The organism is uncultured Roseibium sp. (assembly GCF_947496995.1).
GTDB lineage: Bacteria > Pseudomonadota > Alphaproteobacteria > Rhizobiales > Stappiaceae > Roseibium.
Window position 1 is genome coordinate 1,409,570 of record NZ_CANMFD010000001.1, and the last position, 25,856, is coordinate 1,435,425.

The window sequence follows — 25,856 nt, forward strand, 5'->3', positions numbered from 1 at the left end:
GTCGCGTTTAAGCGAATTCAAAGCGATGTGCTTTAACATGTTGGAACGTGTTATTCGCATGTTCGCGAGCCCACCATGCTCCGACAACGACAGAGTGGGCCTGACTTTGGCGCACCGGGCAGGGCCCCGGTTCCTATCAGGAGACAGTCATGGCGGATGACGGTGGTTTTGCAGGCACTGGCGACGGACAAAAGAACGGGGCAGGCTCAGGGGCGAACGGCGATGCCGAAGAAGCGATTGCCCAGCTGTTTGACGATTATCAGGCCGGGTTCAACGACTATGATATCGACCAGATCTGCGACTGTTTCGCTCTGCCGGCAATCATCTGGCAGCACGAGAAGGGTCATGTTTTCAACGATGAAGAAGAGCTGATTGAAAACATCGAGGCGCTGCTGAAGGCGCTGGAAAAGGAAAAGGTGACCCAGTCAGATTTCCATGTCGCTTCCAGCCATGTCAGCGGTTCCGCGGCGCTGGTCACGCTCGACTGGGTGCAGGAAACCTCCGACGGCGAAGCTGTTTTCGAATTCACCTGCCACTATCAGCTCATTCAGGACGGGTCGGACTGGGTGATCGCCTGCATCATCAACGACTGAACATCTTGTACCGGGCAGTGTGAGTTAAGCGAGGGGCAGGCATTTGCGTTCCCGCCGCCTGTGCACCTTTTCCGCGGCCTGTCGAGCCGGAGACCGACACTGCCCCGGTCAATTGAATTCCTCCTAGCAAGACCCGCCACAATTCGGGTTTGTCTCCAGGCCCTGGTCCTCGAAAGACTTCAGGCACCCCAGAATGCTGTCCGTCAGATGGGTCACGATATCATCGCGCCCGAAGCGGGTCTGGCCGGCGTGCAGAAACGCATGAACCACCGAGCGGCACATGTTCATGATGACGAATATCGCCGGCTGCAGCCGCGCGCTGTCGGTTACTGACGTTCTTTCCCGCAGAAATTCGGTGAGGAGCGACACCATGTTTTCCTCGAAACGGGTCCGGTCGATCAGCTTCGTGCCGGCGGGTATCCATTCCTCGAACGCGGCGTGCAGCTTTGGGGACTTCGAATGGTTTTCGATGCTGGTGAGAACGACGACTTTAATGGCATCGCGGAATGACAGGTGCCGGGAACCGGCTATGCACGATTTGACGACGCGCACCTGTTCGTCGTGATGGGCCTTCTGAACCTCGAATATGAGGGAATCCTTGTTCGGAAAATACTGATAGAGGGAGCCTATGCTGATCCCCGCCCGTTCGGCGATCTGGTTGGTGGTTGCCTGTTCATAGCCGGTTTCCGTGAAGATCTGCTCCGCAGCCTCGACGATGGTTTCCACCATCATGCGTGAACGAAGTTGCTTCGGCTGCCGCCGCTGCCCCGGATTGAGATGCATCTGCACGCATACCCCCTGAATTGTCGATCCGCGTCTATACGGGTCAAAGCTGGGTCATTTTGTGACCGGAACGCGAGCAGGGGCTGTTTCGCGATTTGGACCTGTGTCTGAGGGTTTGGATGATTTCAACAAAAACAAATGGTTATGAAGATTTTTATAACCGAAACAGCCTCATTCGCAGATGCGAAAAGCGAGTTTCTGGCAATTTCGCGCTCAATCATAGTCCCTCTGCCGTCCGGGGTTCCTGGCCTGAAGGAGCGTCTCATCCGGTGAGCGGCATTCGATTGATCGGAGGTTATGAATTTGCGCAATCACAGGGACCTTGTCCGGATCACCGGTGTCAAGTTGGCATTGATATGCAGTGCAGTCGGGCCCGCCTTGGCCGCGGATCTGAACGAGCCCGAAGACGATCGGTCAAAAGGAATTCATGGAATGGTTTTGCTGGGCGGTGGTATCGCGCCCGATTTTGAGGGCTCGGCGGAATATGCGGCCATTCCGTTCGCATTTGCCACCCTGAGGGCCTATGGCGTCGAAATGCAGATCCTGGGTCCCGAGGTGGCGTTGAACTTGCGGCCTGATGCCGTTTTCCAATTGGGTCCGGTGGCCGGATACAATCCTGGCAGGGACGATGTCTCCAACAATGTGGTGGATCGTCTCGATGCAGTGGACGCGGCGTTTGAAGTCGGAGGTTTCGCCAAGCTCCGGTTCAACGGCCTGCTGGCTCAGTCGGATGTGCTGGAATTGTCGGCGAAGCTGATGGCGGATATCAGTGGTGGCACCGATGGTGCAAGAGGATCAATCGGAGCGTCCTACATGGTCGCGGTTTCAGAGCGTGCCCGGATAGGGGTGAATGTCTCCACCGGTTTCGCCACCGACAGCTATATGGATGCCTATTTCGGAGTGACAGGTGCCGGCGCGGTGCGCTCGGGCCTCCCCGCCTATACGGCCTCCGGCGGACTGAAAGACGTCGGTCTCGGCATGATGGCGACCTATAATCTCACAGAGCGCTGGGGTGTGTTGGGCCGCCTGCAATATACCAGGCTGCTCGGCGATGCAGCCGACAGCCCCATCGTGACCGAGGAAGGGTCGGCCGACCAGTTCATGGCCGGAGTGGGGATCTCCTACTCCTTCTAGGCCAGCATGCCTTCCACGTGAGTTGGCTTGTCCGAGTGTGCCGGAGCGTTAGGCGACCATCGGTACGGGCCAAAGTAAAAGGCCGGCGGGGTTTCCCGCCGGCCTTGTTTCATGTCTTCGCCTTGGTGGCCTTGCGCTCGGAGCGGGAAGGCTTGTTTTTCTTTGGCGCCTTCTTCTTGCCTGCCGGTTTTCCCGCCGACTTGCTGCGCGGCTTGCGGCGTTCGCCGTCGCCGGCGCTGGCATCCGCTGAACGGGGCTTGCGGGCCGCAGGCTTGTCGTCGCCGTCAAGTTCCCGGGCCAGGGTCTTCATGTCGAGCGGCTCATAGGCAGGATGATTTGGCACCACGTCCTTGTCGTCCGGGCGGCGGCGCGGCTTGCCGCGCGGCGCGTCGAAATCCCGTTTCGGACCGCGTTTCGGTCCTCTCGGCTTCAACGTGTCTTCCGCGCCCATGGTTTCATAGTCCGGAGCGTCGCCCTTGTTGAAGCGGCGCTTTGGTGGGGCGCCGCGTCCGCGCCGGTCATCGTCTTCCTTCGGCGGGGCCGGGATCTTGCCGCCGCGTGCGTCCAGAAGCGTGATGGTGACATTTTCCTCGCCGGATCCGTCGCGCTTGATCACTTCGGAAAAGCGTTGGCCATGGCTGCCGGCTATTTCGAAATAGAGCTGGTTCTGGAAGATCTTGATCGCGCCGACTTCCTTTTTGGTGACGTGGCCTGCCCGGCAGATCAACGGCAGGATCCACCGCGGCTCGGCGCGCTGGCGGTGACCGAGAGAAAGCGAGAACCAGACGCCGTCCTCGAACTTGCCGGTAATTTCGGCGCTGCGGCCGCCGCGCGAACCGGCATCCCGTCCCTTGAGGGAGGTTTCGTTGAGTTCGGCGACGTCTTCGGGAGCCGGAAGACGGGACTGGCGCAGCTTGACGAAAGCGGCGGCAAGCTGTTCCGGGCTGTGCAGCGCCAGCAGCTCGAGGGCGATTGCCCGGTCCTCTTCCTCCAGTTCCACGCTCAGGGCAGGGTCGGCCAGGAGCCGTTCCTTGTCCTTGGCCCGAATGTCGTCGGCGGTCGGTGCGCCCTTCCAGGTCGCCTTGATCCCGGCGAATTGCAGGACGCGTTCCGCCTGGCGGCGGCGCGGGAAGGGGACCATGAGAACGCAGGTGCCCTTGCGGCCTGCGCGGCCCGTACGGCCGGAGCGGTGCAGCAGTGCCGACTTGCCGGTCGGCAGATCCGCATGGATGACGAGGTCGAGGTTCGGCAGGTCGATGCCGCGCGCAGCCACATCGGTTGCGACGCACACCCGGGCACGGCCGTCCTTGATGGCGGCCAGCGCGCTGGAGCGCTGTTCCTGGCTCAATTCTCCGGACAGCGAGACGATGGAAAAGCCCCGGTTGGCGAGACGGGACGTCAACCGGCTGACTGCCTCGCGTGTGGAGCAGAAGACGATCGCTTTTTCCGAATCATGCAGGCGCAGCACGTTGATCAGCGCATTTTCGCGCTCATTCGGAGAAACAGGGTGGGCAATATAATCGATATCGCCGTGCTGCTCGCGCGCATTGATGGTCGACAGCCGCACAGCATCGTTCTGGAACCGCTTTGCGAGTTCGGCGATCTGTTTCGGTACAGTCGCCGAGAACATCAGCGTCCGCCGCTCCCGGGGAGCCGCATCGAGAATGAACTCCAGGTCTTCGCGAAAACCCATGTCGAGCATTTCGTCGGCTTCGTCGAGAACCACGGCGCGGATTTCGGAAAGATCCAGGGCACCGCGTTCGATGTGGTCGCGCAAGCGACCGGGCGTACCAACGACGATATGGACGCCGCGTTCAAGCGCGCGGCGCTCGGTCCGCGGATCCATGCCACCGACGCACGATGTGGTCACCGCACCGGCTTCGGCGTACAGCCAGGTCAGTTCTTCCTTCACCTGAAGGGCAAGTTCGCGGGTCGGCGCAATGGCCAGCGCGATGGGAGCACCGGCCCTGCCGAGTGTTTCTTCGCCGCGCAGCAGGGTAGGAGCAAGCGCCAGGCCGAAGGCAACGGTCTTGCCGGAACCGGTCTGGGCGGAAACAAGCAGGTCGGCTTCAGGCGGAATGCCGCTCAGAACGCTTTCCTGCACGGGCGTGAGGGTTTCATAGCCTCGTTTCGCCAGCGCGGCCGACAGGGCCGGGGCGATAGACGTCAAATCAGTCATTGGAATCTTTCAACTGCTCCGGATCTTCTGCATGCCAGTCAGCAGTCTACCGGATCGGGCTTAAATTACATCAGCCACGGGATGGGCGCGGCTTATACAGGCAAATGGCTGCCTCGTCCATCCCGCAGACAAATTGATTTCGATCGCGAAAATTAGCGGTCAATCCGCCTGAAAGGCTTGAAATCGCACGGCTTGCCCGCATTTTCTATCATCATGCAGGCATTTTCCCGACTATTGGACAGACTTTCCCTGGAACCGCGGCGCCTCGCCAAGGAAGCGCTTCTGGTGCGTTATTTCAAGGAAACAGCCGATCCCGACAGGGGCTATGCCCTGGCGGCGCTGACGGGCGGTCTCAGTTTCAAAAATGCCAAGCCGGCCTTGTTGAGGGCGCTGATCAGCGATCGCACCGACACGCGGCTTTTCGCAATGTCCTACGACTTTGTCGGCGACCTTTCCGAGACTATCGCCCTCATGTGGCCCGAGAGTGGCAGCACCGCGGAGCAGGCAGAGGACCGGCAGGAAGGCGAACTCGCGTTGTCCGATGTTGTCGTTCAGCTGGAAACCGCCGGCAAGACCGATGTGCCGCGCCTGCTGGCCGCCTGGTTGGACCGGCTGGATGAAACCGGGCGCTGGGCCCTGCTGAAGCTGGTGACCGGAGGGCTGCGCGTCGGTGTTTCCGCGCGCCTTGCGAAAACCGCCATTGCCCGCCTCGGGGATCTTGATGTCTCTCAGGTGGAGGAAGTCTGGCACGGACTGCAGCCGCCTTACGAGACGCTGTTCGCCTGGGCCGAAGGAAAGGCAGCCGCGCCCGACAGTGACGACCCGGCGCCTTTCCGCCCGGTGATGCTTGCCCACCCCCTCGACGAGGACAAGGATCAGGACCAGCTTGAAGCAGGTGATTTTGCCGTCGAATGGAAATGGGACGGGATCCGCATCCAGGCCTCGGCCGGCCTGACCGGCAACGGCGAGACCGTCCGCCGACTGTACAGCCGCACCGGCGAGGATATTTCCCGGGCCTTTCCGGATGTCGTCGATGCGCTGACATTCGAGGCCTGCCTTGACGGTGAACTTCTGGTGATGTCGGAGGGCAGGGTCCGGCCGTTTTCCGATCTTCAGAAGCGGCTCAACCGCAAGACGGCGGGGCCGAAGCTCCTCAAGGAGTATCCGGCTGCGATCCGGGCCTATGACCTGCTGTTTGTGAAGGGCGAGGATCTTCGCGGCCTTCCTTTCGCGGAGCGCAGGCAGCGCCTGGTGTCATTTCTTGCAGAGCTTGGTGATTCCAGGATCGACCTGTCTCCCATGGTTCCGGCGGAGCAATGGACCGCCATTGCCGCCGCGCGGGCTGAGCCCGGGGAGCATCTCGATGCCGCCAATGCGGAAGCGGTGGAAGGGGTGATGTTGAAACGCTGGGACTCAGCCTATGTCACCGGGCGTCCCAAGGGCCTCTGGTACAAATGGAAGCGTGATCCGCATCTGGTGGATGCCGTGCTGATGTACGCTCAGCGCGGCCACGGCAAACGCTCGTCCTTTTATTCCGACTATACCTTTGGGGTCTGGAAGGACGCCGATGGCGGTCCCGAGCTCGTTCCTGTGGGCAAGGCCTATTTCGGGTTTACCGACGAGGAACTCCGCGAGATCGACCGCTTTGTGCGCAACAATACGGTCAACAGGTTCGGTCCGGTGCGCGAGGTCGCACATGGTCCGGACAAGGGGCTGGTGCTGGAGGTTGCCTTTGAAGGGTTGAACCGTTCCAGCCGACATAAGTCCGGGGTGGCCATGCGCTTTCCCAGGATATCGAGACTGAGATGGGACAAGCCGCCTTCCGAAGCCGACAGAATAGAGTTTCTGGAAGGCCTGCTGCCCGCAGCTGGCTCAAAGTGACTGCGGACCACGAGGCAATTGCCGAAAAATCCGCGATCAGCCGTGCTTTGGCCATGGAATCGTGGCAAGCATCGGGCAAGTATGAATTGGCAGGATTGAGCTGCCAGCAATTGTAGACCCAGAGGTGTTCATGACTTTCAGCAAAACCCTGTCTGCATCCATTCTGGGAAGCGTTCCGGCCCTGGCCCTGCTGGCCGGCGCGGCGATCGCCCAGGACAAGGTTGATCCACAAACGTCCCAGGCCGTGACCGAAGGTCAGCCCGGCCGCTATTCGCTTGTCGCGGTCGACGATGAAATCCTCAGGGTCGACAGGCAGAACGGCACGGTTTCTGTCTGCGTCGAGCGAAGCGATGCCTGGCGCTGTAACCCGGTTCCCCTGGCCGAGGAGGCCTACCTCGCCGAGATCAACGAGCTTTCCGAAGAGATCGACCGGCTGGCGGTCCGCATCGAGGAACTGGAAGCCGGAGACTTTGACGAGACACGGGAAGGCACGCAAAAGCTTCTGCCCCCCGGGTCGGCGCTCGACCGGCCGAAGTCCGGGAACGACGGCAAGGACCAGACCTCGAAGTTGCGCGAGGAGGACGAGGAAGAGCTTGAAAAGGTTCTGACCTTCACCGAAAGCGCCATGCGCCGCTTTTTCGGCATGGTTCGCGACCTTCAGAAGGATTTTCAGGGTGAGGACGAAGGCAACGGCAACTGAAACCGGGACGACGTAGCCGTCATCTTCATTTCAGTGTCAGCGCCTTAGTCAATCAGCATCTTGCTGATGCTCTGATGCGCTTCGACGGGCAGGTCCACGGCAGTGCGTGTCTTGAGGTCCATCGTCAGCGCCACGACGTCCAGTGTTGCCGCCAGACGCCCCGTCCGGCTTTCAAACAGATGATGGCGCATCGTGAACATTTTTGCGCTGACCCCGGTGAAGCCTGTGGTGACCACCACGGTATCGCCGGTTTTCAGCGGCGTTACCCAGCTCAGCTTCATCTCCACGGCAACCCGGCCAAAGCCGTTTTCGTTCAGATAGGCCTGGTTCATGGGAGTGCGCTGCCAGACATGGGCGACGCCGTCCGTGCAGCAGGACAGGGCAAAGCGGTCATCCGCCTTGCCGTCGATGCCGATGTCGCGCGGCAGAACCGTGCCGCGATAACAGATCTCCGCACCTTTTGACTCAAGACCTGCAAGGGTCGCCCGCAGACCGGACGGGCCGGTCTGGATGCCCCTGGGGGCGGCCTCCGCAAGCATCGCGCACTGGAAATCCTTGAACCGCTGACGCAGCGTCTTTGCAGAATTCGCGCTCGGCTCATATCCGTCAAGCGCGGTGGCGGCGAGGGTCCCGGTGCCGGCGTTGCGCAATTCGTGCACAACCGTCAGCATGTGAGGCCCGTCGAATGCGACGCAGGAATGTACGGTAATCAGATCGCCGGTGCGAAGTTCCTCGTGGTAACGCACATGCCGTACCCGGCGCGCACCGACGAGCGTTTCGCTCAGACCGGAAGCCAGCCGGAACTGTCGGTCGGCCTCCTCGAACCGGCTGAAATAGAACTGCACGTTCAAGTGATCGTTTTCGTCGCATTCCCAACGATTTACGAATGAAAATAAAGTTGCCTGGAGTGTCATACTAAAATTTCGTGAGCTCAGTGATTTTGATTATGTGAACGTTTTTGAAGACAGACATTAGTTGCCGTCTTTGCGTTAATTTTCAACAAGAAAAGCAGTCTGTGGATAAGATTCTATGTTTGGCGGCCGTCTACGTGGAGAAAAATGGCATTTCTTCTGCGGAAGAATTAAAATAAACTTTAAGTTGTTGGGGTGTAAAATGCTCTGTACTCGAATTTATACTTAACGCGCGCGAAAAACAGGCGCCGTTCATGCGCCATCTCCTGACCCGGCGAAATAAAGCACTTTGGCCGAAAGCATGGTTTGACTTGCGCGCAATCATTGTTGCAAACATACTAAAACAATGCCGCGACCCGGGGTTGAGGGCGAAATGCCTGAGATCCCGTCGATAAGGTGGCCTGGAAGCGCACAGGGAGGCTGAGGCGCTCGGCAATTCAGGGTGGTGGAGCGGCAGGAAGACCGTTGAGGGAGGAAGAACAACGTGTCGGAAACATCGTATCGTTTTATCATTGCGGATGATCATCCGCTGTTTCGCGGAGCGCTGCGTCAAACGCTTGAAACGCAGTATCCGGATGCGGCCATCGAAGAGGCGGGCGCATTGGAGAATGTCACCGCGAGCCTGGAAAAGGACGGCGATGTCGATCTGATCCTCCTGGATTTGACCATGCCCGGAATGCGCGGTTTTTCAGGTCTCATGTACCTGCGTGCGCAATATTCCGGTGTTCCGGTTGTTGTGGTCTCCGCCAACGAAGACCCGCAGGCTATCCGCAGGGCAGTGGAGTTCGGTGCATCCGGGTTCATCCCCAAGTCCCATGGCATCGAGGTGATCCGCCAGGCGATCTCCGAAGTCATGTCCGGCAACATGTGGACGCCGCCGGACGTCGATCTGACGGCTGATGACGGCAGCGGCGATCTCGTGCAGCGGCTATCGACACTGACGCCGCAGCAGGTACGCGTGCTGATGATGTTGTCCGAGGGCCTGCTGAACAAGCAGATCGCCTATGAATTGTCGGTGTCCGAGGCGACTGTGAAAGCACATGTGTCCGCCATCTTGCAGAAGCTCGGCGTGGAAAGCCGGACCCAGGCGGTCATCGCCGCCTCGAAGATCGAGGCCGGTCAATGGCAGCTCGGTGGGGAAACGCAGGAAGCCGCGGAAGCGTAACCCGGCCGCGCCTGTAACCGCCGGAATAGCCTCGGAAAATCCGCCCGGAAAAGGTGTCGCCTGCGGCTGACGCAGAGGTGCGCCTTGCCTGTCGTGCATGAACCGCGAGTTGCGGCCTTGTGAAAAGTACTCGCTAAATACCCCCGACTTTCAAAGCTCGTTTTTACCGGAATTTCAGGGAATTCCTGTATCCCTTTTCTTGCAGGCCCGATGCGCGCGGGTTCAACGGGAAGCGATTGCGAGATGAGATGGGGTTGAATGCCAATTGGAAACTGATCCTCAGGACGGTCTGCATGGCATTTCTGTCTCCAGGTTCCCACGACAGGAATCGCGACTGGCAGTTGTTGTCGCGGCAGACTGAGACATCCGGCCCGGACACCACGCGCGGTCTTCTTCTGGCCTTCGGCTACCCGGTGGTCGAGGAGCTGCTGGCAAGACGTGTCCGCGCCGCACAGATAGCCGGCATCGCCCGGCTCACACCTTTCGTCATCATCGCAAACGTCATCAACGCGATAGTCGTTGCACCGATTTTTCTGCAGTTCCTGCCGGTTTCCTATGTGGCGGTCTGGCTGTCCGCAATTGCGGCCCTGCTCTGCGTCACGACGTTCAAATGGCTCAGGGCGAAACGGGCGCCGATCGAACTCGCCTCCCGCAGAGCCCTGTCGAAAGCCGTTCGGCACGCAACCATCCTCAGTTCCCTTTGGGCGGTTGTGCCGATTGCCGCTTTTGCAAGTGGCAACACTGCCGGGATGTGGGTCGCTTCATGCGTGACGACGGCAATGATCTGCGGTGGCGGCTTTGCCCTGGCAACCGTTCCACAAGCGGCCTTTCGCTGGGTGGCGATCCTTTTCATCGCCTCGACGGTCACACTCGCCATTGGCGGCAACGTTTTCATGTGGCCGCTGTTCTTTCTGCTGTTGAGTTTCACGCTTGTCGTCGTCGGCAGCGTGACATCGACCGGATGGCTGTTTGCCTCCCATTTTCTCGCCGAGGCGGAACTGAAACAGAGGGGCGAACTGATTGCCCTGCTGCTCAATGAATTTGAGGAAAAAGACAGCGACTGGATCTGGGAAGCCGACGCCAGGGGCTTCCTGAGGAACGCTTCCGACCGGTTCCTTCATGCCAGTGGCCGCTCGAAGCAGGACCTTCATGCCCATCGCATGGTCGATCTTGCTTATTCCTTGAACGACAGCGATGCGCGGACAGCTGTTGGCCAGCTGGAAATCGCCGTCGCTTCGAAGGAAGCGTTTCGGGACATCGTCATTGGCGTGGATGTGAACGGTGAGGAACGCTGGTGGTCGCTGGCGGCCCGGCCGATCATTGACGCCAAGGGCGTGTTTGCCGGCTACCGGGGTGTTGCCTCCGATATCACCGAAGCCCGACGGGCGAGCGCGCTCGTTTCGCATCTTGCGGAACACGATTCCCTGACCGGTATCGGCAACAGGAGCTGGTTCCTGAAACAGTCGGAGCAGCTTCTGAAGGAGCAGAACCGCTACGGACAGTCCTCGCTGACATTGTTCCTGATCGATCTGGACAATTTCAAGGTCGTCAACGACACCAGCGGTCACCCGGCGGGCGACGAATTGCTCCGGCAGGTCGCAGGACGATTTAGCGAACTCGGCGAGGGCAGAACCATGCTGGCGCGTTTTGGCGGCGATGAATTCGCAGCCTTCGGCAGCTTTGTCTGTGACCAGTCAGCTGCCGTGTTCGCGGAAGAACTCGTCAATGTGACGCGTAAGCCCTTCAGGATCGGCCGCCGCGACTTTGCCATCGGTGCCACGATCGGCTTCGCGCATCTGGGCGAATCCAATGACACGATCGACGATCTGATGCGCAAGGCGGATATTGCCTTGTACAAGGCCAAGGAAGGCGGCCGCGGCCGGGCGCTTGCGTTCGAGAGCGAGATGGAGCGGGAGGTGTGTGAACGCCGCGAGCTGGAATCCGACCTGCGCGAAGCCTTCGAATACGGCAAGCTGAATGTCGAATTCCAGCCGATCGTCGATGCACGCTCCGGAAAGGTGGTCTCCAGCGAGGTGCTGGTGCGCTGGCTGCATCCCGCAAGAGGGGAAGTCCCGCCTGATATCTTCATCCCGATTGCAGAACATGCGGGCCTCATCCTGCCGCTCGGCAACTGGGTCTTGAAGAAGGCCTGCGCCGCCGCTGCCCGGTGCCCGGAGCTGGAAAGCGTCGCGGTCAATCTGTCTTCGGTGCAGTTCATGGATCCCAACCTGGTCGAGCATATCATGGCCGTCCTGACGGAGACCGGATTTCCGCCCGAACGTCTGGTTCTGGAAATCACCGAATCCGTTTTCCTTCAGGATTTCGGCTCCGCCTCACAGAAGCTCGAGACATTGCGCGGCCACGGTATCCGCATCGCGCTGGATGATTTCGGCACGGGCTATTCCTCATTGTCGTATCTGCGGCAGTACAAGTTCGACAAGATCAAGATCGACAAGTCCTTCGTGGACGAGATCGGCGAACGCAGTGACGGCCTCGCCATCATTTCGGCGGTCATTGCCCTGGCGCATAATCTCGGACTTGAAGTGACCGCTGAAGGCGTTGAGCGCCAATTGCAGGTCGATGCGCTGCGCACCCTCGGCTGCGACACGATGCAAGGATATTATTTCGGCAAACCGGCAGCCAGCCCCGTTCAGATCACCCGGATCAAAAAAGAGGATTGGGAAGACCGTTCGCCGAGCACTGCTCCCAGCCATGCCCCGGAACGTGGCAGATTACCGGCCCTCCAGCCGGATCCGACAGGGGATCTGCAGGCGGATCAGGCCTGAAGTGTTTGAGCACCTTGTCGAGTTGAAGCTTGCTCACCGATTAAGGTAATAAACCAGTTTCATCATCCAATTGCCTTGCCGAGTGCTGTCTACTCCGCCGCATGCCCTGCCTGAAAGCGGGCCAGGTGAGCTCGCAAGGCCGCCGGTTTGACCGGTTTGTTGAAGAAGGTGATGTCCTTTTCGCCGGCTTCGGTGCGAACCGAGCGGCTGCGATCCGCGGTGATCAGCAGAGCCGGGATCTGGCTTCCGAATTTCCATCGCAGCTTCAAGATAGCTTCAATTCCGGTTCCGTTGTCCAGATGGTAATCGGCCAGGATGACATCCGGCGTCAGCCCTGACTGGTTCAGGAGCGCGGCTGCCTCGATATCGTCGGCGGCGGCGATGACGCGGCATTTCCAGCTGGAGAGCAAATGTTGCATGCCGCTCAGGATGTTGGGCTCGTTGTCGATGGCGACCACCACCAGACCGTCCAGATGCCCTATGATGGCAGGCGTCTGCTGGATCGGTACAAGATCCGGCATGGCGGCCGAGCGCGGCAATTCGACGGAGAAGCAGGAGCCGCGATTGGCTTCAGAGCGCAGTTCGACCGGATGGTCCAGCACGTGGCTGATCCGTTCGACGATGGACAGGCCGAGCCCGAGCCCCTTTGCCATCCGCATTCCGTCGTCGAGGCGGTGGAATTCCTGAAAAATGGCCTTCTGCTTGTTCTTGGGGATGCCCATTCCCGTGTCATGGATCTCGACAAGCACCTGGTTGCCCCGCCTGCGGCAGCCGACCAGGATCTTGCCCTCCTGGGTGTATTTCAGCGCGTTGGACACAAGGTTCTGGAGCAGGCGGCGCAAAAGCCGCCGGTCCGTCCGCACGGACAGGGATGTCGGCATGATCCTGAGGTCCAGGCCCTTCTCTTCGGCAACGGGCCGGAAATCGAGGGCCAGGCCGCGGAAGAGCTCATCAAGTCGGAACACCGTCGGCTCCGGTTTCAGGGCGCCGGTATCCAGACGCGAGATGTCGAGCACGGCTCCCAGAATGTCCTCGACCGATTCCAGCGCCGATTCCACATTGCTTGCCAGGCTGCCGTCGTCGCCTTCCTTGAGCTTGTCGACCAGGACGGACGCATAAAGGCGCGCTGCGTTCAGCGGCTGCAGGATGTCGTGGCCGGCAGCAGCCAGGAAGCGGGTCTTGCCGATATTGGCTTCTTCCGCGGCTCTGGTAGCCTCCACGAGGCGCTCATTGACGTGGGTAAGCTCTTCGGTCCGCTCCCGCACCCGCCGCTCCAGCGTCTCGTTCGCCCGGGCGAGAGCTTCCTCGGCCATGACCCGCTCCGTGATGTCGGTGTAGGTCGTCACGATGCCGCCATCGGGCATCGGGCTGATCCGCACTTCAAACACCGATCCGCTCGAGGTCAGTTTCTCCTGGAAGGTCTCCTGGATCAGGACGAGTTTCTCCAGCCTGTCCGCGACAATCGCTTCCACCGGGCCGGGGCCATGCTCGCCGCGTTCCGCATTGAAGCGCAGGATCGCGTCGAGCGTGGTGCCGACCTGACCGTATTCTGCGGGCAGACCGAGCAGATCGCGGAACTGGCGGTTCCAGCAGATCAGCCGCAGATCCTGGTCGAAAACACCGATGCCCTGCCGCACCTGGTTGAGCGCGGTCTGAAGCAGGTCCCGGTTGTACTGAATGGCGATGGAGGCATCGTCCAGCAGCTTGACTGCCCCCTTGGTCGACGGATCGTGCCGCTTCAGCATCAACGTCAGCACCAGGCGCGAGGATGCCGCGCCGATTGCGCTCGCCAGAAGCTGTTCGGAAAAGCGCAGGAGGTTGGCGTCCGCCAGCATGTTGGGATCGAGCTGGATTCCCCTTTCGCTGGCGAACCGCTGAAAAGACCGCTCTGTCCGCTCCTCACCGAGGTAGCGGGCCACTGTGGCCTGTAGATCGCCTGCGGTAACGGATGTCCGCCAGTAGCGCAGGTTGGGCGAAGGCGTCAGTTCCGCCGGTACGAAGACATTCGCCTGAAGGGTTTCGGCCGGAAGCGGTTTTCTCAGGAAGGACGCGCCGATGAACAGCACGATGTTGACGAACAGGCTCCAGAGCGTGCCGTGTATGAACGGATCCAGCTCAAGTCCGAGAAGAGACTGGGGGTTCAACATGCTGATACCGAACGGACCTGTCTGCAGGAAGCCGTCGGAAATCAGGCCGCTCTGAGCGAAGGTCGGCAGCAAAAGCGTATAGGCCCAGAAGAAAAATCCACCGCTGAGCCCGGCAATGGCGCCAAGGGATGTCGCCCGGCGCCAGAAAAGCGCGCCGACAAAGGCAGGCGCGAATTGCGCGATCGCCGCAAAGGACAGCAGTCCGATGGACACCAGGGCGGCGGTGTCGCCGGCCGCCTTGTAGTAGGCGTAGGCCAGCAGCAGGATCGCGAAAATCGCCAGGCGCCGGATCGTGAGAAGCTGGCTGCTCATGTCCTTGCCGCCGGAACGGATGATCTCCTCCTCGCCGTGCCGCCGCAGCAGCAGCGGGACAACGATGTCGTTGGAAATCATGATGGCCAGGGCAACGGTCGCCACGATCACCATGGCGGTGGCGGCAGAAAGGCCGCCGATAAAGGCGAACAGGGCTATCCAGTGCTGGTTGGCATCAATTGGCAGGGCAAGAACGAAGGTGTCCGGATTCACGTCCTGGCCAAATCGCAACAGGCCCGCGGCGGCGATGGGGATCACGAACAGGTTGATCAGCACCAGATAGACGGGGAACATCCAGACCGCGCGGCGCAGTTCGGCATCGGAATTGTTTTCCGTCACCGTGACATGAAACTGGCGCGGCAGCAGCAGGACCGCAAAGGACGAGAGGACCGTCATCACCAGCCAGTTGCCGGGATTAGGAGGCTTTTCGAATATTTCGGCGACTTCCGGGGCTTCGGCTATCGCCTGAAACAGGTGAAGTGGGCCGTCGAACAGGGCGAAGGTGACCCAGATGCCCACCGCCAGAAAGGCGATCAGCTTGACGACCGCTTCGGCGGCAATCGCCAGCATCAGGCCTTCCTGGTGCTCGGTCGCGTCGATATGGCGGGTGCCGAAAGCCCAGCTGAAGATGGCCATGCCGAGCGCGATCAGCAGCGTGATGTCGTCGAAGACTGGGGTGAATATATCGCTGGGAGAAATCAGCGGCCCGATCATGGTGGTGATCGACAAGGACACCGCCTTGAGCTGAAGGGCGATGTAGGGGATGACGCCGATCACAGCGATCAGGGTCGCCACCGCCGCGACAGACTGGCTCTTGCCGTATCGGGAACCGATGAAATCCGCGATCGAGGTGATGCTCTCGGCCTTGGAGATCTGGATGATCCGGTTGAGCAGCGGGTAACCGAGCGCAAAGACGATCAGGGGCCCGATATAGATAGTCAGGAACTCGGCGCCGTTGCGGGTGGCATTGCCGACCGAGCCGAAAAAGGTCCAGGACGTGCAGTAGACGGAAAGCGACAGGGCATAGATGAACGGCCGCCCGCCGGTTCTCGACGAATAGCGGCGGGGCATGCGGTCGCCATAGCTTGCAATGGCGAACAGCAGCAGGATGTAGGCCGTTGCGGCCAATATCACGATCCATCCGTGCATACTGATACGGTGTCCCGTCCTCCCGACCGGAATGATATGTCCCGCGCGTCTCTTTCGGACCCGCTGGTGGCTTCCGGCGCGTGGGTTCCGACCGGAGGCTTTTACAATCCGATCATAGCTTTCGCATCCTGTCTATCCACCATGCGATCAAGAGGGAACGTGGCGCGGCCACAACTGACCGTCCTCCGGGGCTCCGAAATGATCATCACCGTTGATGTCTTGTTCACATCCTTTGATAAATCCTCGCGCGGCAAACCGGGTATGCTGCGTCCAGGCCCGTCATTCAACGGCCGGCCGGCAAACTCTTGTTCCGTTCTTCCGGTCTGTCCCCGGCCCTGATTTTGGCCGGCAGCGGAAATTGCCTGTTGTAAACCTGAAAGGTCCCAGCCAGTTGACCAGCCTGATCGAACGCCTCAGCCCGGAAGCCAGACTTGCTCCGGAAAGCGGAATAGTCGAAGTTTTCAATGCCGGTTGGGGCAGGGACGATCTGATCCCCCTCTGGGCGGGAGAAGGCGACCTGCCCACACCGGATTTCATCTGCAAGGCGGCCAGCAGCTCCCTTGAGCGGGGCGAAACCTTCTACACCTATCAGCGCGGCATCCCGCCATTACGCGAGGCGTTGGCCGCCTATCACAAGGATACCTACGGCAAGGACTTCTCACCGGAGCGGTTCTTTGTGACGGGATCGGGCATGCAAGCCATCCAGCTTGCCGTCCAGGCGGTTGCCGGTGCCGGCAGCGAAGTGATTGTGCCGACGCCGGCCTGGCCGAATATCTCCGCCGCCGTAGGATTGCGCGGCGCTCGCGCGGTTTCCGTGCCCATGCGCGTGGAGGACGACGGCTGGCGGCTGTACATCGAGGATGTCGAGGCGGCGATTACGCCGCGCACAACTGCGCTTTTCCTCAATTCCCCCTGCAACCCGACCGGCTGGGTCGCGGGCGAAGCCTTGCTGCAAGAGTTTCTCGATCTTGCCCGCAGGCATGGTCTGTGGATCATCGCGGACGAGATTTATGCATTTTTTCATTATGGCGAAGGCCGGCGGGCGCCGTCCTTCTATGACATTTGCGACGAGGACGACCAGATCCTCTTCGTCAATTCGATGTCGAAGAACTGGGCGATGACCGGCTGGCGTGTGGGCTGGATTTCGGCGCCGGCCGTTCTCGGGCAGGTGATCGAAAACCTGATTCAATACTCCACCTCCGGCGTGCCGTCCTTCTCCCAGTGGGGCGCGGTGGCCGCATTGACCGAGGGGAGAGACTTCCTCGGGGAACAGGTGGTGCGCGCCGCAAGGGGGCGGGAGTGCGTGATCAAAGGTCTGCAAGGCCTGAACCGGGTGAAGGTTCTGCCGCCGGACGGTGCGTTTTACCTCTTCTTTTCAATCGATGGTGTCACCGATACGCGCCGTTTCGCTTTGGATCTGGTGCGCCAGACCGGGGTCGGTCTTGCTCCGGGCACGGCATTCGGTGCGGGCGGTGAACACTATCTGCGGCTTTGCTTTGCCCGGCGCGAAGATCACCTTGAGGAAGCTGTGAGACGAATAAGTGCTTGGTTGCCAGAGTTTTAGAAGTTTGGTGGGTTGCTGGTATACGTGAAACCCCTTAAACCTTGGATGGACGTGACTGCCACCAGGGTGACCGGATGCCGCGCGACAGCGTTATTGATCACGATGAGGAGACTGCGGGCGAGTCGGACGCACGCCTGACAAGTGTGTTCGATACCGCCGCGGACGGCATTGTGGTGATCAACGACCGCGGACAGGTTCTGGCCTTCAACAAGGCCTGTGAAAGCCTGTTCGGGTATGAGGCGGCGGATCTGCTCGGACGCAATGTCAACCGGATCATGCCGACCGAATATGCGGCCGCGCACGACCAGTATCTGACCAACTATCTCGAAACGGGTGAAAAGAAGATCATCGGCATCGGCCGGGAAGTGCAGGGCCGCCACAAGGACGGGACGGTTTTTCCAATCGAGCTTTCCGTCGGTGAAGCGTCCACGCCCGTGGGGCGCCAGTTTATCGGTATCTTGCGCGACTTGCGGTCCCGCAAGCAGATTGAAGACAGGCTTGCCAGGGCACAGGCGCAGTTGCTCCACATGACGCGGATCAGCGCTCTTGACGAAATGGGGGCGGCAATCGCCCATGAGCTCAATCAGCCTCTGACGGCCGTGCTCCTTTACCTGCAATCGGTGTCACGCAAGGCCAAGGCCGACAGCTCCCTTGATCCCTTTATTCTCGAAGTGATCGGCAAGGCCGTCCGGGAAGCCGAGCGGGCGAGCGAAATCATCCAGCGCATGCGTCAACTGGTCGAGAAAAAGGCGCCTGAGCGCCAGACCATAGATGTGGTGGAGCTGGCCAGGAACTGTCTGGAAATGGCCGAGCTGGGCAGCGGCGAGGGACCATCCTTTCTTCACTCCGACTTTGAACCCGACTTGCCGCCGCTTCAGGCCGATCCCGTGCAGATCCGCCAGATTCTCATCAACCTTCTGCGCAATGCGCGCGAAGCGGTTGCGGACCTGCCGGAAAGAAAAGTGATCTTGTCCGTCGGCAAGAACGAGGACCGGATCGAGTTCCGTGTGAAAGACAACGGTCCGGGAGTACCGGATGACCTTGTCGATACCCTGTTTCGAGCCTTCACCGGTGTGAAACAGAAAGGCGTCGGACTGGGGTTGGCCATTTCCCGCTCGATCGCGCAAAATCACGGCGGCGATTTGAGGCTTGAGAACGTGCCGAAAGGGTGCGGGGCGTCGTTCTTGCTGACGTTGCCTGTCGACCCGCCGGCCGACCTTTCAGACAAGCCGTTGAACGCATTTTCAACTGACGACCACATGGGTGAGGATTAGACACAAATGGAAGCTGACGCCGAGGCCATTTATATTGTTGACGACGATCCTGCGGTACGCGATGCGCTGTCGGTCCTGTTCAACATGGAAGGGTACGTGGTGGAAACCTTTTCGGACGGCGACACGTTCATAAAATCGGCGAGCAAGGCCGTGCCCGCCTGCGTCATGCTGGACGTCCACATGCCCGGCCGATCCGGCATCGAAATCCTCAAGGCTCTGAACGCAGAAAACTATCCCGCACCGATCTTCATCATCTCCGGGCAAGGCGATATCCCAATGGCTGTCGAAGCCATCCGCAACGGTGCCTTTGACTTCGTCGAGAAACCCTTTTCTGCCGAAACGGTGCTTGAGCGGGTGAAGGAAAGCATCGCGGCGATGAAGCAGCGTCAACCGCAGGACACGACGCTCTCGTTCCACGGTGCGGAAATGCTGACACGCCGGGAGCTGGAGGTCCTGAAGGAAATCACCAACGGCGCCTCCAACAAGGAAGCCGGCAGAACGCTGGGTATCAGCCCGCGAACCGTCGAGGTGCATCGGGCGCGCATCATGGAAAAACTCGGCGCGCGAAATGCCGCGGATCTCGTTCGGATCGTTTTAGGCGGACAGGCGGGAGGGTGATTCGCCCGCTCTGCATGCCTTATACGTAATAATGCGAATAGGCATTTTTACGTACAGCAGTTGACCTCCTCCTCGCTTAGGCTGTCCTTTCGGATCGGTATGTCACCGGAACGAAAGGGTTTTGGTCCGTTGATAGTTCATATCGTTGAAGATGATAGCGCCGTTGCCGACGCGCTTGCCCTGGCGCTCGAAGGCATGGATCGTCGTTCCAGGACCTATCCGGACGGCGAAGCCTTTCTGGCGGGCGCTACGCTTTCGTCTGAAGACTGGGTCATTGTCGACCTCGGCCTGCCTGGAGTCGGCGGAACGGAAATCGTTCGTATGCTCTCGCTCATGCCGGACGCGCCGAAGGTTCTGGCGATCTCCGGAAAGACGCAGGCGACCCTGACGCAGCATTTGCGGGAATTGCCCGACATGAAGGTTCTCAGAAAACCCCTGTCGATCGAGGCGATCTCCGCGGCTTTCGCCTAAAGCCCCTGCGTCATTACAACCCATATGTAGTTTTTCTTACGCAGTCGCCCGCATTTCTCCAAAAAATTAAAGGAGTTAGAGTTCGGGTTGCAAGTTGCTGGTGTCGGACGGGACACCACGCAAACACGGTCGGATTCCATCGCTTGCGGTGCATTCCAGCACCTTCAAAAGATGCAGCCGTTGTCATTGCAAATCTGAGACCGTGCAATTCTGTACGAAGGAGGGACACATGGCATATCTTGAAGTTGGTACCCGGGGACAGGGCGCAGCAGGCGCACATGGCGGAACGCCTGTGCCAATGGCCGCGACGACATCCTTTTCCGATTTTGGCGGCAAGGCGGTCCATTATGACACCCATGCGGTCATCTACTACGAAGGGGATCCTGCCAAGCGTCTTTACGAATTGCTCAGCGGCTCGGTGATGCTTTACAAGCTTCTTCCCGACGGGCGGCGCCAGGTTGTGGAAGTGCTGCGGCCAGGCGACATTTTCGGTCTGGCGAACGGCGATGAAAACGACTGCACAGCGGAAACGCTGATGGATGCAACGGTTCAGGAAGTCGATCTGAGACACGTCGAGCAGTCGAATGATCTTCAGCGGACCTTGGCAAGATGCCTGTCCAGCCAGATGCGCGGTCTTCACGAACACGCCGTTCTTCTGGGACGTAAATCGGCGGTGGAACGGGTCGCGAGTTTCCTGATGCACCTTGTTCCCGATCGCGGCGGCGTAAGCTGCATCGGGCCGGTCGATCCGGATAACGACAGTTTCGATCTGCGGCTGCATATGACCCGGCAGGAAATTGCCGACTATCTCGGCCTGACCATCGAAACAGTCAGCCGCGTCATCTCCGACCTGAAGCGCCGCGGCGTGATCCGCGTGGACAAGGCCGACAGGATCCACCTGAACAGGGTCTGCAGCCTGTGCCGGATGACCGGAATGCATTGAGGCGGAACCTGCCTGATTTCATGAGCCGCGATAACTCGCGGCTCTTGGACTGCTGAAAAAGCCTGGCTTTCCCGCTGTCATCCCGGCCAAGCGAAGCGCGAGCCGGGACCGGAGAGCCACAAGCCCTGTTGCAGCTGACACTTTCCAATAGAAAACCCTCGGCTCACCGATCCCGGATCTTCGCTACGCTGCGTCCGGGATGACGAATTGAAGGTGTGTCATAAGGCTGCGAGCCGCGATAATTCGCGGCTTTTTTGTTTTCTGCATCAGCTTGAGAAAGCGCTCATACAGCTGACGAATGCCGTGCCTTGCCCGTTTCCTGACTGTCTGCCAGGTAGACGTCGAAAGCGGCGGCCGCCAGCCGCACATAGGGCCGGCCTGCTTCGGTCACCTCCACCTTCGCGTTGTCGTTTGCGCCGCGATCAAGCCGGACAAGGCCGTCTGCGGCAAGGCTTTCCAAAGCCCTGAAAGCATCCGCGAGGTCCTGCATCGAGTTGCCGTATTCCCGGCACACCGAGGCCAGGTCGCAGGCATAGTTGGTCATCAGTTCCTCGATGATGCGGCCGCGCATGCGGTCGTCGGCCGTGAGGGCAAGCCCCTTGGCAACGGGCAACTGCCCGGCTTCGATGCTCCGCTGCCAGTTGCCGACATCGGTCCGGTTCTGGACAAATCCCGCCGACAGCCGTCCGATGGACGACACGCCGAAACCGATCAGCTGTTCGCCCTGGTCCGTGGTGTAGCCCTGGAAATTGCGCTTCAGGGACCCGTCGGCCAGCGCGATGGCCATACTGTCATCGGGACGCGAGAAATGATCGAGCCCGACGGCGATATAGCCGGCCTTCTGCAGTTCGTCGCGGGCAAGCTCCGCGAGCGCCAGCCGCTCGGCCGGGCCGGGGAGCGCTGCCTCGTCGATCAGCCGTTGGTGCTTGCGCATCCAGGGAACATGAGCGTAACCGAACAGGGCGATACGGCCCGGTGCAAGCGACAAGGTTTTTTCAACCGAATCGGCGATCGTCGCCGGCGTCTGGCCGGGCAGTCCGTACATCAGGTCGAAATTGAGTTCGCCGATGCCGGCGGCGCGCAGGTCGGCCGTCGCCCGGGCGACAACTTCGAAGGGTTGGACACGCCCGATGGCCTTCTGCACTCCGGGATCGAAATCCTGAACGCCCAGGCTGGCGCGGTTGACACCGATTGTGGCAAGGGTGTCGGCCAGCTCGGACGTCACCAGCCGCGGATCCAGTTCAATGGCGTGTTCGATGTCCGGAGCGAAATCGAACAGCACCCGCATGAGCCCGGTCAGTTCGATCAGACTTTCCCTCGGCAGCAGGCTGGGTGTGCCGCCACCCCAGTGAATATGCCGGACAGGCCCCGCCTCGTTCAGATGCTCCCCGACGAGCATGATTTCCCGCGACAGAGTTGCTGCGTATGCCTTTAACGGTGCCTCGCGCAGCGTCGCCTTGGTGTGACAGCCGCAGTAGTGACAGAGCTCCCGGCAATAGGGGACATGCAGGTAAAGCGAGAGCGAGTCGGCGGGGGGCAGCTTTGCAAGCCAGTCGGCATAGGTTTCGCCGGTCACACCTGCATGAAAATGCGGTGCGGTCGGATAGCTCGTGTAGCGCGGGACGTTGCGCATGGCGAGGGGGAGCGGATCTTTCATCATGAGCGTATTTTCCGGCAATCGGCATTTCCCGCCTTGATCTTACTCAAGTCTGCCGGCCGTGGGAGCGCAAGGAGAGCTCTGGCATGTTCAAGTTGATTGGTGCAATCAACCATGCAAATGATGATCAATGAGTCTAGGGTCGGACCTTGAAGGGTCAAAACCCTGCATCATTCGATGGTTCCTGATGATCTTTTCCCTGCTTGAAACCTCCACCGGTCGCCTGGTGGTCACAGTGCTGATTGCTGTTCTCGGTGCAGCGGTGTTTTCCTACATGGATCTGCCGGCGGCCTGGCTTTCCGGCGCGATGGTGTTCGTTTCCATCGCCACGCTCAGTGGTGTCCGGACCCACATTCCTGTCCGGCTGCGGGACGCGATGTTCGTCCTGCTCGGTATTTCCATGGGGGCAGGTGTCAATCCGGATGTGGTGGACCGGGTCAGCGAGTGGCCCGTTTCCATGGGCTTGTTGATTCCGGTCATGATCTGCGTGACCTATGCCGGGTACGCGGTTCTGCATTTCAGCGCCAAATGGTCGAAGGAAACGGCCTATTTCGGCGCGTTGCCGGGAGCGCTTTCCTACGTCATGGGCCTTGCCACGGAGCGCGGGGCGGACCTGCCGCGCATCGCCTCAAGCCAGTCCCTGCGGCTGTTCATACTGGTGGCGGTCGTGCCCTTCGCGGTCGTTGCCTCCAATGGTGAGGTGGCGGGCGGCGCCGGCCCGGCGGTCGTGTCCGATCCGGTCGATTTTCTGTTCGGCCTGCCGCTCTGTCTGGCCGCAAGCTGGCTAGCCGTGAAACTGCGTGTTCCCGGAGGCTGCATGACCGGCGCATTCTTCATGAGCGCCGGGCTCAATGCCAGTGGCGTGCTGCTCCTGGTCCTGCCGGATTATATCGCGCTTCCCTGTTTCATGATGATGGGCGCCTTTATCGGCTGCCGGTTCGGTACCATGACCCTGCGCCAGTTCGTCAGCGTACTCGGTGCTTCTCTGGGGGCGTTTGTTGCCGCTTTCGTGACATCGCTTCTGGGCGCATGGCTTGTTGCCGAACTGGTGCATATTCCCTTCGGCCAGGCCTTGCTCGCCTACGCGCCGGGAGGCCTGGAGGTCATGACGATCCTCGCCTACATGCTCGACCTCGACCCGGCCTTCGTCGCTGCCCACCAGATAGCGAGATTTACCGGCATGGTACTGGTGCTGCCGTTCATCACAGCGCTGGTTCTGGGCAAAAAATGAGGCAGCCTGCTTTCCGCTCCCGCTGCGCCAGATCGGCTATGCGTTGATGTAATGCAGCGTGTCGAAGCTTCGACGCCATTCGGCCACCCGTCCGGCCATGGCCTCCGGGTCGTTGGACCGCAACGCCTCGGCGATCAGCTTCGCCAGTTCAGGCATGTCTTCCTGCGTCATGCCCCAGCGGACCAGTTCAGGCGTGCCAAAGCGCAGGCCATTCATGTCTCCGTCGACAGGCGCAATCGGAAGGCCTATGCCGCAAGCCAGGAAGCCTGCCTTGCGCAGCTTCTTTGACGCTGTCTGCCCGCCGCCGAAAGCCGCTGCCTCCAGCGCGAACTGGTGGGACGCGGTTATGCCCTTGGAGGTGGAAAAGACAGGCAGACCGTCGGCTGCCAGCGCTTCGGCCAGCGCCGCGGCCGTGGCCGCCATTTCGGTTGCGTAAGCCTTGCCATGGTCCCGCCAGTCCAGCAGCGTGATCGCCAGCGCCGCCGACTTGGCAACGTCGAAATTTGCCGTCAGCCCGGGAAAGGCGATCGCATCGAGTTTCTGCGACAGGTCCCGGTCATTGGTGACGATCAATCCGCCGGCGGGGCCGCCAAGGCTCTTGTAGGTGCTCATGGTCATGAGGTGCGCGCCCTCCGCCAGCGGATCGGAAAAGACACCGCCGGCGATCATGCCGCACTGGTGGGCGGCGTCGAACAGCACCTTGGCTCCGGTCTCGTCGGCAATGGCGCGGATGTCCGCAACCGGATGCGGATGAAGATTGAGGCTCATGCCGATGGTGATGAGTTTGGGGTGCACCTTGAGGGCAAGTTCCCGCAGCCCGTCCAGATCGATGGTGTAGCCGTCCGGGTCGACCGGTGCTTCGTGGATCTCAAGTCCGTAAAGACCGGCGCAGCCCGGAGCGTGGTGGGTCACATGCCCGCCGACCGAAGCCGGCGGCGCGATGATCGCATCGCCCGGTTTTGTCGTTGCCATGAACGCATAGAGATTGGCCAGTGCCCCCGACGAAACCCGGATTTCAGCGTATTTGGCGTTGAAGACTTCGCCCGCAAGCTGCGCTGCGATCACTTCGATCTCTTCGATGGCTTCCAGCCCCATCTCGTATTTGTCACCCGGATAACCCAGCGACGGGCGGGAGCCCAGACCGCTTGCGAGCAGAGCCTCTGCCCTCGGGTTCATCACGTTTGTCGCAGGGTTGAGGTTGAAGCAGTCCCGCTCGTGGATCTGACGGTTCTCCTGCGCCAGCGCTTCGATGCGCAAGGCGATCTGCGCAGATGACAATGCTTGCGTGCGGCCGGTGATGTCATCGATACGCGCTGCCGCAACGGCTGGCAGCCAGGGGCGTAGATCACGAACGGTCATGGTTCAACTCCAGTGAAAACGTGTCCAGAGACTGAATGAGCGGTTGCCTGATCGCAAATCAGATTTTAGAAATAAAAGGCCTAGAAAAATTAGGGCTTACCATGTCGGTTGAACCGCCAGTCCCCCGGTTTCCATCTCTCAACGCGCTGAAGGCTTTCGAAGCCGCTGCGCGTCTGGGCGGCTTTGCACCCGCTGCCGAGGAACTTCATGTAACGGCAGGGGCGGTTGCCGCACAGATCAAGTCTCTGGAACAGGAAATCGGTGCGGCGCTTTTCGTGCGTCAGGCGCGCGGCGTCCACCTGACGCCTCTCGGACAACGGGCCTTGCATGGGTTCATAACCGCATTCGACGTCCTGGGAGAAGCCGTCCGGGACCTCAGGCGCGATGCCGCGCCGCAAAAGGTGCATATCGCCGCGCTGCCGGCCCTGGCCCAGCTCTGGCTGGCGCCGAGACTGCCCGCCGTCCGCGAACATCTGGACGGCATCGATATTTCTGTGACGGCGCTGGAACGACCGCCGAACCTGAAACGGGTCCCGTTCGATCTCTGTCTCTTTTACGGATCGCGATCACCCGATGGCAGTATTCGCTTTGCGGAGGATGAACTTCTTCCGGTCTGCACGCCGGAAGTGGCAAAGGGTTTGAGAAAGCCTCAGGACCTGAAGGATGCCGTGTGCCTGACGGACACGGCCTGGGCAGGGGACTGGGCCGCCTGGGCGGAAAAGGTCATGCCGGGTCAAGGCTTCGCACCGCGCGGTCCGGTGTTTTCCCTCTATGCGCTCGCCCTTCAGGAAGCCCTCAGCGGCGTCGGTGTGCTGATGTCGCGCCGGGCACTGGTCGCTCCTCATCTGGCGTCCGGAGCCCTTGTCGCGCCATTTTCGGAAACAGTGCCGGCGGGGGAGGCCATCTCCCTCTGGCTCCTGCCAACCAGTCGCCGTGGCAGTGCGGCGGAGCAGGTCATGGAGGCCTTGCAGGTTATTGCGGGCGACACCGCCAGCTGAT

Annotated in this window: 19 protein-coding genes; 13 read left to right on the forward strand and 6 right to left on the reverse strand. The window is 60.5% G+C overall.

The genetic code is table 11. The annotated features are described in order from the left end of the window. Positions 1-149 precede the first annotated feature (149 nt). Positions 150-593, forward strand: a complete 444-nt coding sequence (locus Q1B40_RS06300) for a DUF4440 domain-containing protein (protein WP_299811529.1) — start codon at positions 150-152, stop codon at positions 591-593. 123 nt (positions 594-716) lie between these two features. Here Q1B40_RS06300 and Q1B40_RS06305 read toward each other — a convergent pair whose 3' ends face one another. Beyond that, positions 717-1,376 carry a TetR/AcrR family transcriptional regulator gene (locus Q1B40_RS06305; protein ID WP_299812557.1) on the reverse strand — a complete coding sequence of 220 codons (660 nt, stop codon included), beginning with the start codon at positions 1,374-1,376 and terminating at the stop codon, positions 717-719. Between the two features lie 432 nt (positions 1,377-1,808). Between Q1B40_RS06305 and Q1B40_RS06310 the strand changes: the two genes are divergently transcribed. After that, positions 1,809-2,510, forward strand: coding sequence for a MipA/OmpV family protein (locus tag Q1B40_RS06310; protein WP_299811531.1), 702 nt, complete (start codon positions 1,809-1,811; stop codon positions 2,508-2,510). A gap of 109 nt (positions 2,511-2,619) precedes the next feature. On the opposite strand, the gene Q1B40_RS06315 is transcribed toward Q1B40_RS06310, so the two are convergent. Then, positions 2,620-4,689, reverse strand: a complete 2,070-nt coding sequence (locus tag Q1B40_RS06315) for a DEAD/DEAH box helicase (RefSeq protein WP_299811533.1) — start codon at positions 4,687-4,689, stop codon at positions 2,620-2,622. A 213-nt stretch (positions 4,690-4,902) separates the two neighbouring features. Between Q1B40_RS06315 and Q1B40_RS06320 the strand changes: the two genes are divergently transcribed. Both Q1B40_RS06320 and Q1B40_RS06325 read left to right on the forward strand, forming a co-directional pair. Next, on the forward strand, positions 4,903-6,570 hold the full coding sequence (locus Q1B40_RS06320; protein WP_299812559.1) for a cisplatin damage response ATP-dependent DNA ligase: 1,668 nt from the start codon (positions 4,903-4,905) through the stop codon (positions 6,568-6,570). A 130-nt stretch (positions 6,571-6,700) separates the two neighbouring features. Beyond that, positions 6,701-7,270 (forward strand): hypothetical protein, encoded by a 570-nt coding sequence (locus Q1B40_RS06325; protein ID WP_299811535.1) that lies wholly within the window; start codon positions 6,701-6,703, stop codon positions 7,268-7,270. Between the two features lie 44 nt (positions 7,271-7,314). On the opposite strand, the gene Q1B40_RS06330 is transcribed toward Q1B40_RS06325, so the two are convergent. Then, positions 7,315-8,115, reverse strand: coding sequence for a thioesterase family protein (locus Q1B40_RS06330; protein WP_299812561.1), 801 nt, complete (start codon positions 8,113-8,115; stop codon positions 7,315-7,317). 550 nt (positions 8,116-8,665) lie between these two features. Between Q1B40_RS06330 and Q1B40_RS06335 the strand changes: the two genes are divergently transcribed. After that, positions 8,666-9,346 (forward strand): response regulator transcription factor, encoded by a 681-nt coding sequence (locus tag Q1B40_RS06335; protein ID WP_299811537.1) that lies wholly within the window; start codon positions 8,666-8,668, stop codon positions 9,344-9,346. A gap of 293 nt (positions 9,347-9,639) precedes the next feature. After that, entirely contained in the window at positions 9,640-12,132 is a 2,493-nt protein-coding gene (locus Q1B40_RS06340) for an EAL domain-containing protein (protein ID WP_299811539.1), read from the forward strand. 89 nt (positions 12,133-12,221) lie between these two features. On the opposite strand, the gene Q1B40_RS06345 is transcribed toward Q1B40_RS06340, so the two are convergent. Then, a complete protein-coding gene (locus tag Q1B40_RS06345) occupies positions 12,222-15,740 on the reverse strand; it encodes a PAS domain-containing hybrid sensor histidine kinase/response regulator (protein WP_299811541.1) in 3,519 nt (1,172 codons plus the stop codon). Positions 15,741-16,131: 391 nt separating this feature from the next. On the opposite strand from Q1B40_RS06345, the gene Q1B40_RS06350 reads away from it, so the two are divergent. From Q1B40_RS06350 to Q1B40_RS06370, 5 genes are all read left to right on the forward strand, one after another. Continuing rightward, complete coding sequence (locus Q1B40_RS06350) at positions 16,132-17,304, forward strand: pyridoxal phosphate-dependent aminotransferase (RefSeq protein ID WP_299812563.1); 1,173 nt, start codon at positions 16,132-16,134, stop codon at positions 17,302-17,304. 74 nt (positions 17,305-17,378) lie between these two features. Beyond that, on the forward strand, positions 17,379-18,578 hold the full coding sequence (locus Q1B40_RS06355; RefSeq protein WP_299811543.1) for a nitrogen regulation protein NR(II): 1,200 nt from the start codon (positions 17,379-17,381) through the stop codon (positions 18,576-18,578). A 6-nt stretch (positions 18,579-18,584) separates the two neighbouring features. Beyond that, positions 18,585-19,196, forward strand: coding sequence for a response regulator (locus Q1B40_RS06360; RefSeq protein ID WP_299811545.1), 612 nt, complete (start codon positions 18,585-18,587; stop codon positions 19,194-19,196). 129 nt (positions 19,197-19,325) lie between these two features. After that, a complete protein-coding gene (locus Q1B40_RS06365; RefSeq protein WP_299811547.1) occupies positions 19,326-19,667 on the forward strand; it encodes a response regulator in 342 nt (113 codons plus the stop codon). Between the two features lie 229 nt (positions 19,668-19,896). After that, positions 19,897-20,610, forward strand: a complete 714-nt coding sequence (locus tag Q1B40_RS06370; protein WP_299811549.1) for a helix-turn-helix domain-containing protein — start codon at positions 19,897-19,899, stop codon at positions 20,608-20,610. A 283-nt stretch (positions 20,611-20,893) separates the two neighbouring features. Here the strand turns inward: Q1B40_RS06370 and hemN are convergent, their stop codons facing one another. After that, the gene (gene hemN, locus Q1B40_RS06375) at positions 20,894-22,270 is read right to left on the reverse strand and encodes an oxygen-independent coproporphyrinogen III oxidase (protein WP_299811551.1); all 1,377 of its coding nucleotides are present in this window, start codon (positions 22,268-22,270) and stop codon (positions 20,894-20,896) included. 184 nt (positions 22,271-22,454) lie between these two features. Here hemN and Q1B40_RS06380 point away from each other — a divergent pair, with 184 nt between their 5' ends. Continuing rightward, positions 22,455-23,498: an AbrB family transcriptional regulator gene (locus Q1B40_RS06380; RefSeq protein ID WP_299811553.1), complete on the forward strand. Its 1,044-nt coding sequence runs from the start codon at positions 22,455-22,457 to the stop codon at positions 23,496-23,498. A 36-nt stretch (positions 23,499-23,534) separates the two neighbouring features. Here the strand turns inward: Q1B40_RS06380 and glyA are convergent, their stop codons facing one another. Then, a complete protein-coding gene (glyA, locus tag Q1B40_RS06385) occupies positions 23,535-24,857 on the reverse strand; it encodes an aminotransferase class I/II-fold pyridoxal phosphate-dependent enzyme (RefSeq protein WP_299811554.1) in 1,323 nt (440 codons plus the stop codon). 101 nt (positions 24,858-24,958) lie between these two features. Between glyA and Q1B40_RS06390 the strand changes: the two genes are divergently transcribed. After that, positions 24,959-25,855 (forward strand): LysR family transcriptional regulator, encoded by an 897-nt coding sequence (locus Q1B40_RS06390; RefSeq protein ID WP_299811556.1) that lies wholly within the window; start codon positions 24,959-24,961, stop codon positions 25,853-25,855. Position 25,856: the final 1 nt, after the last annotated feature.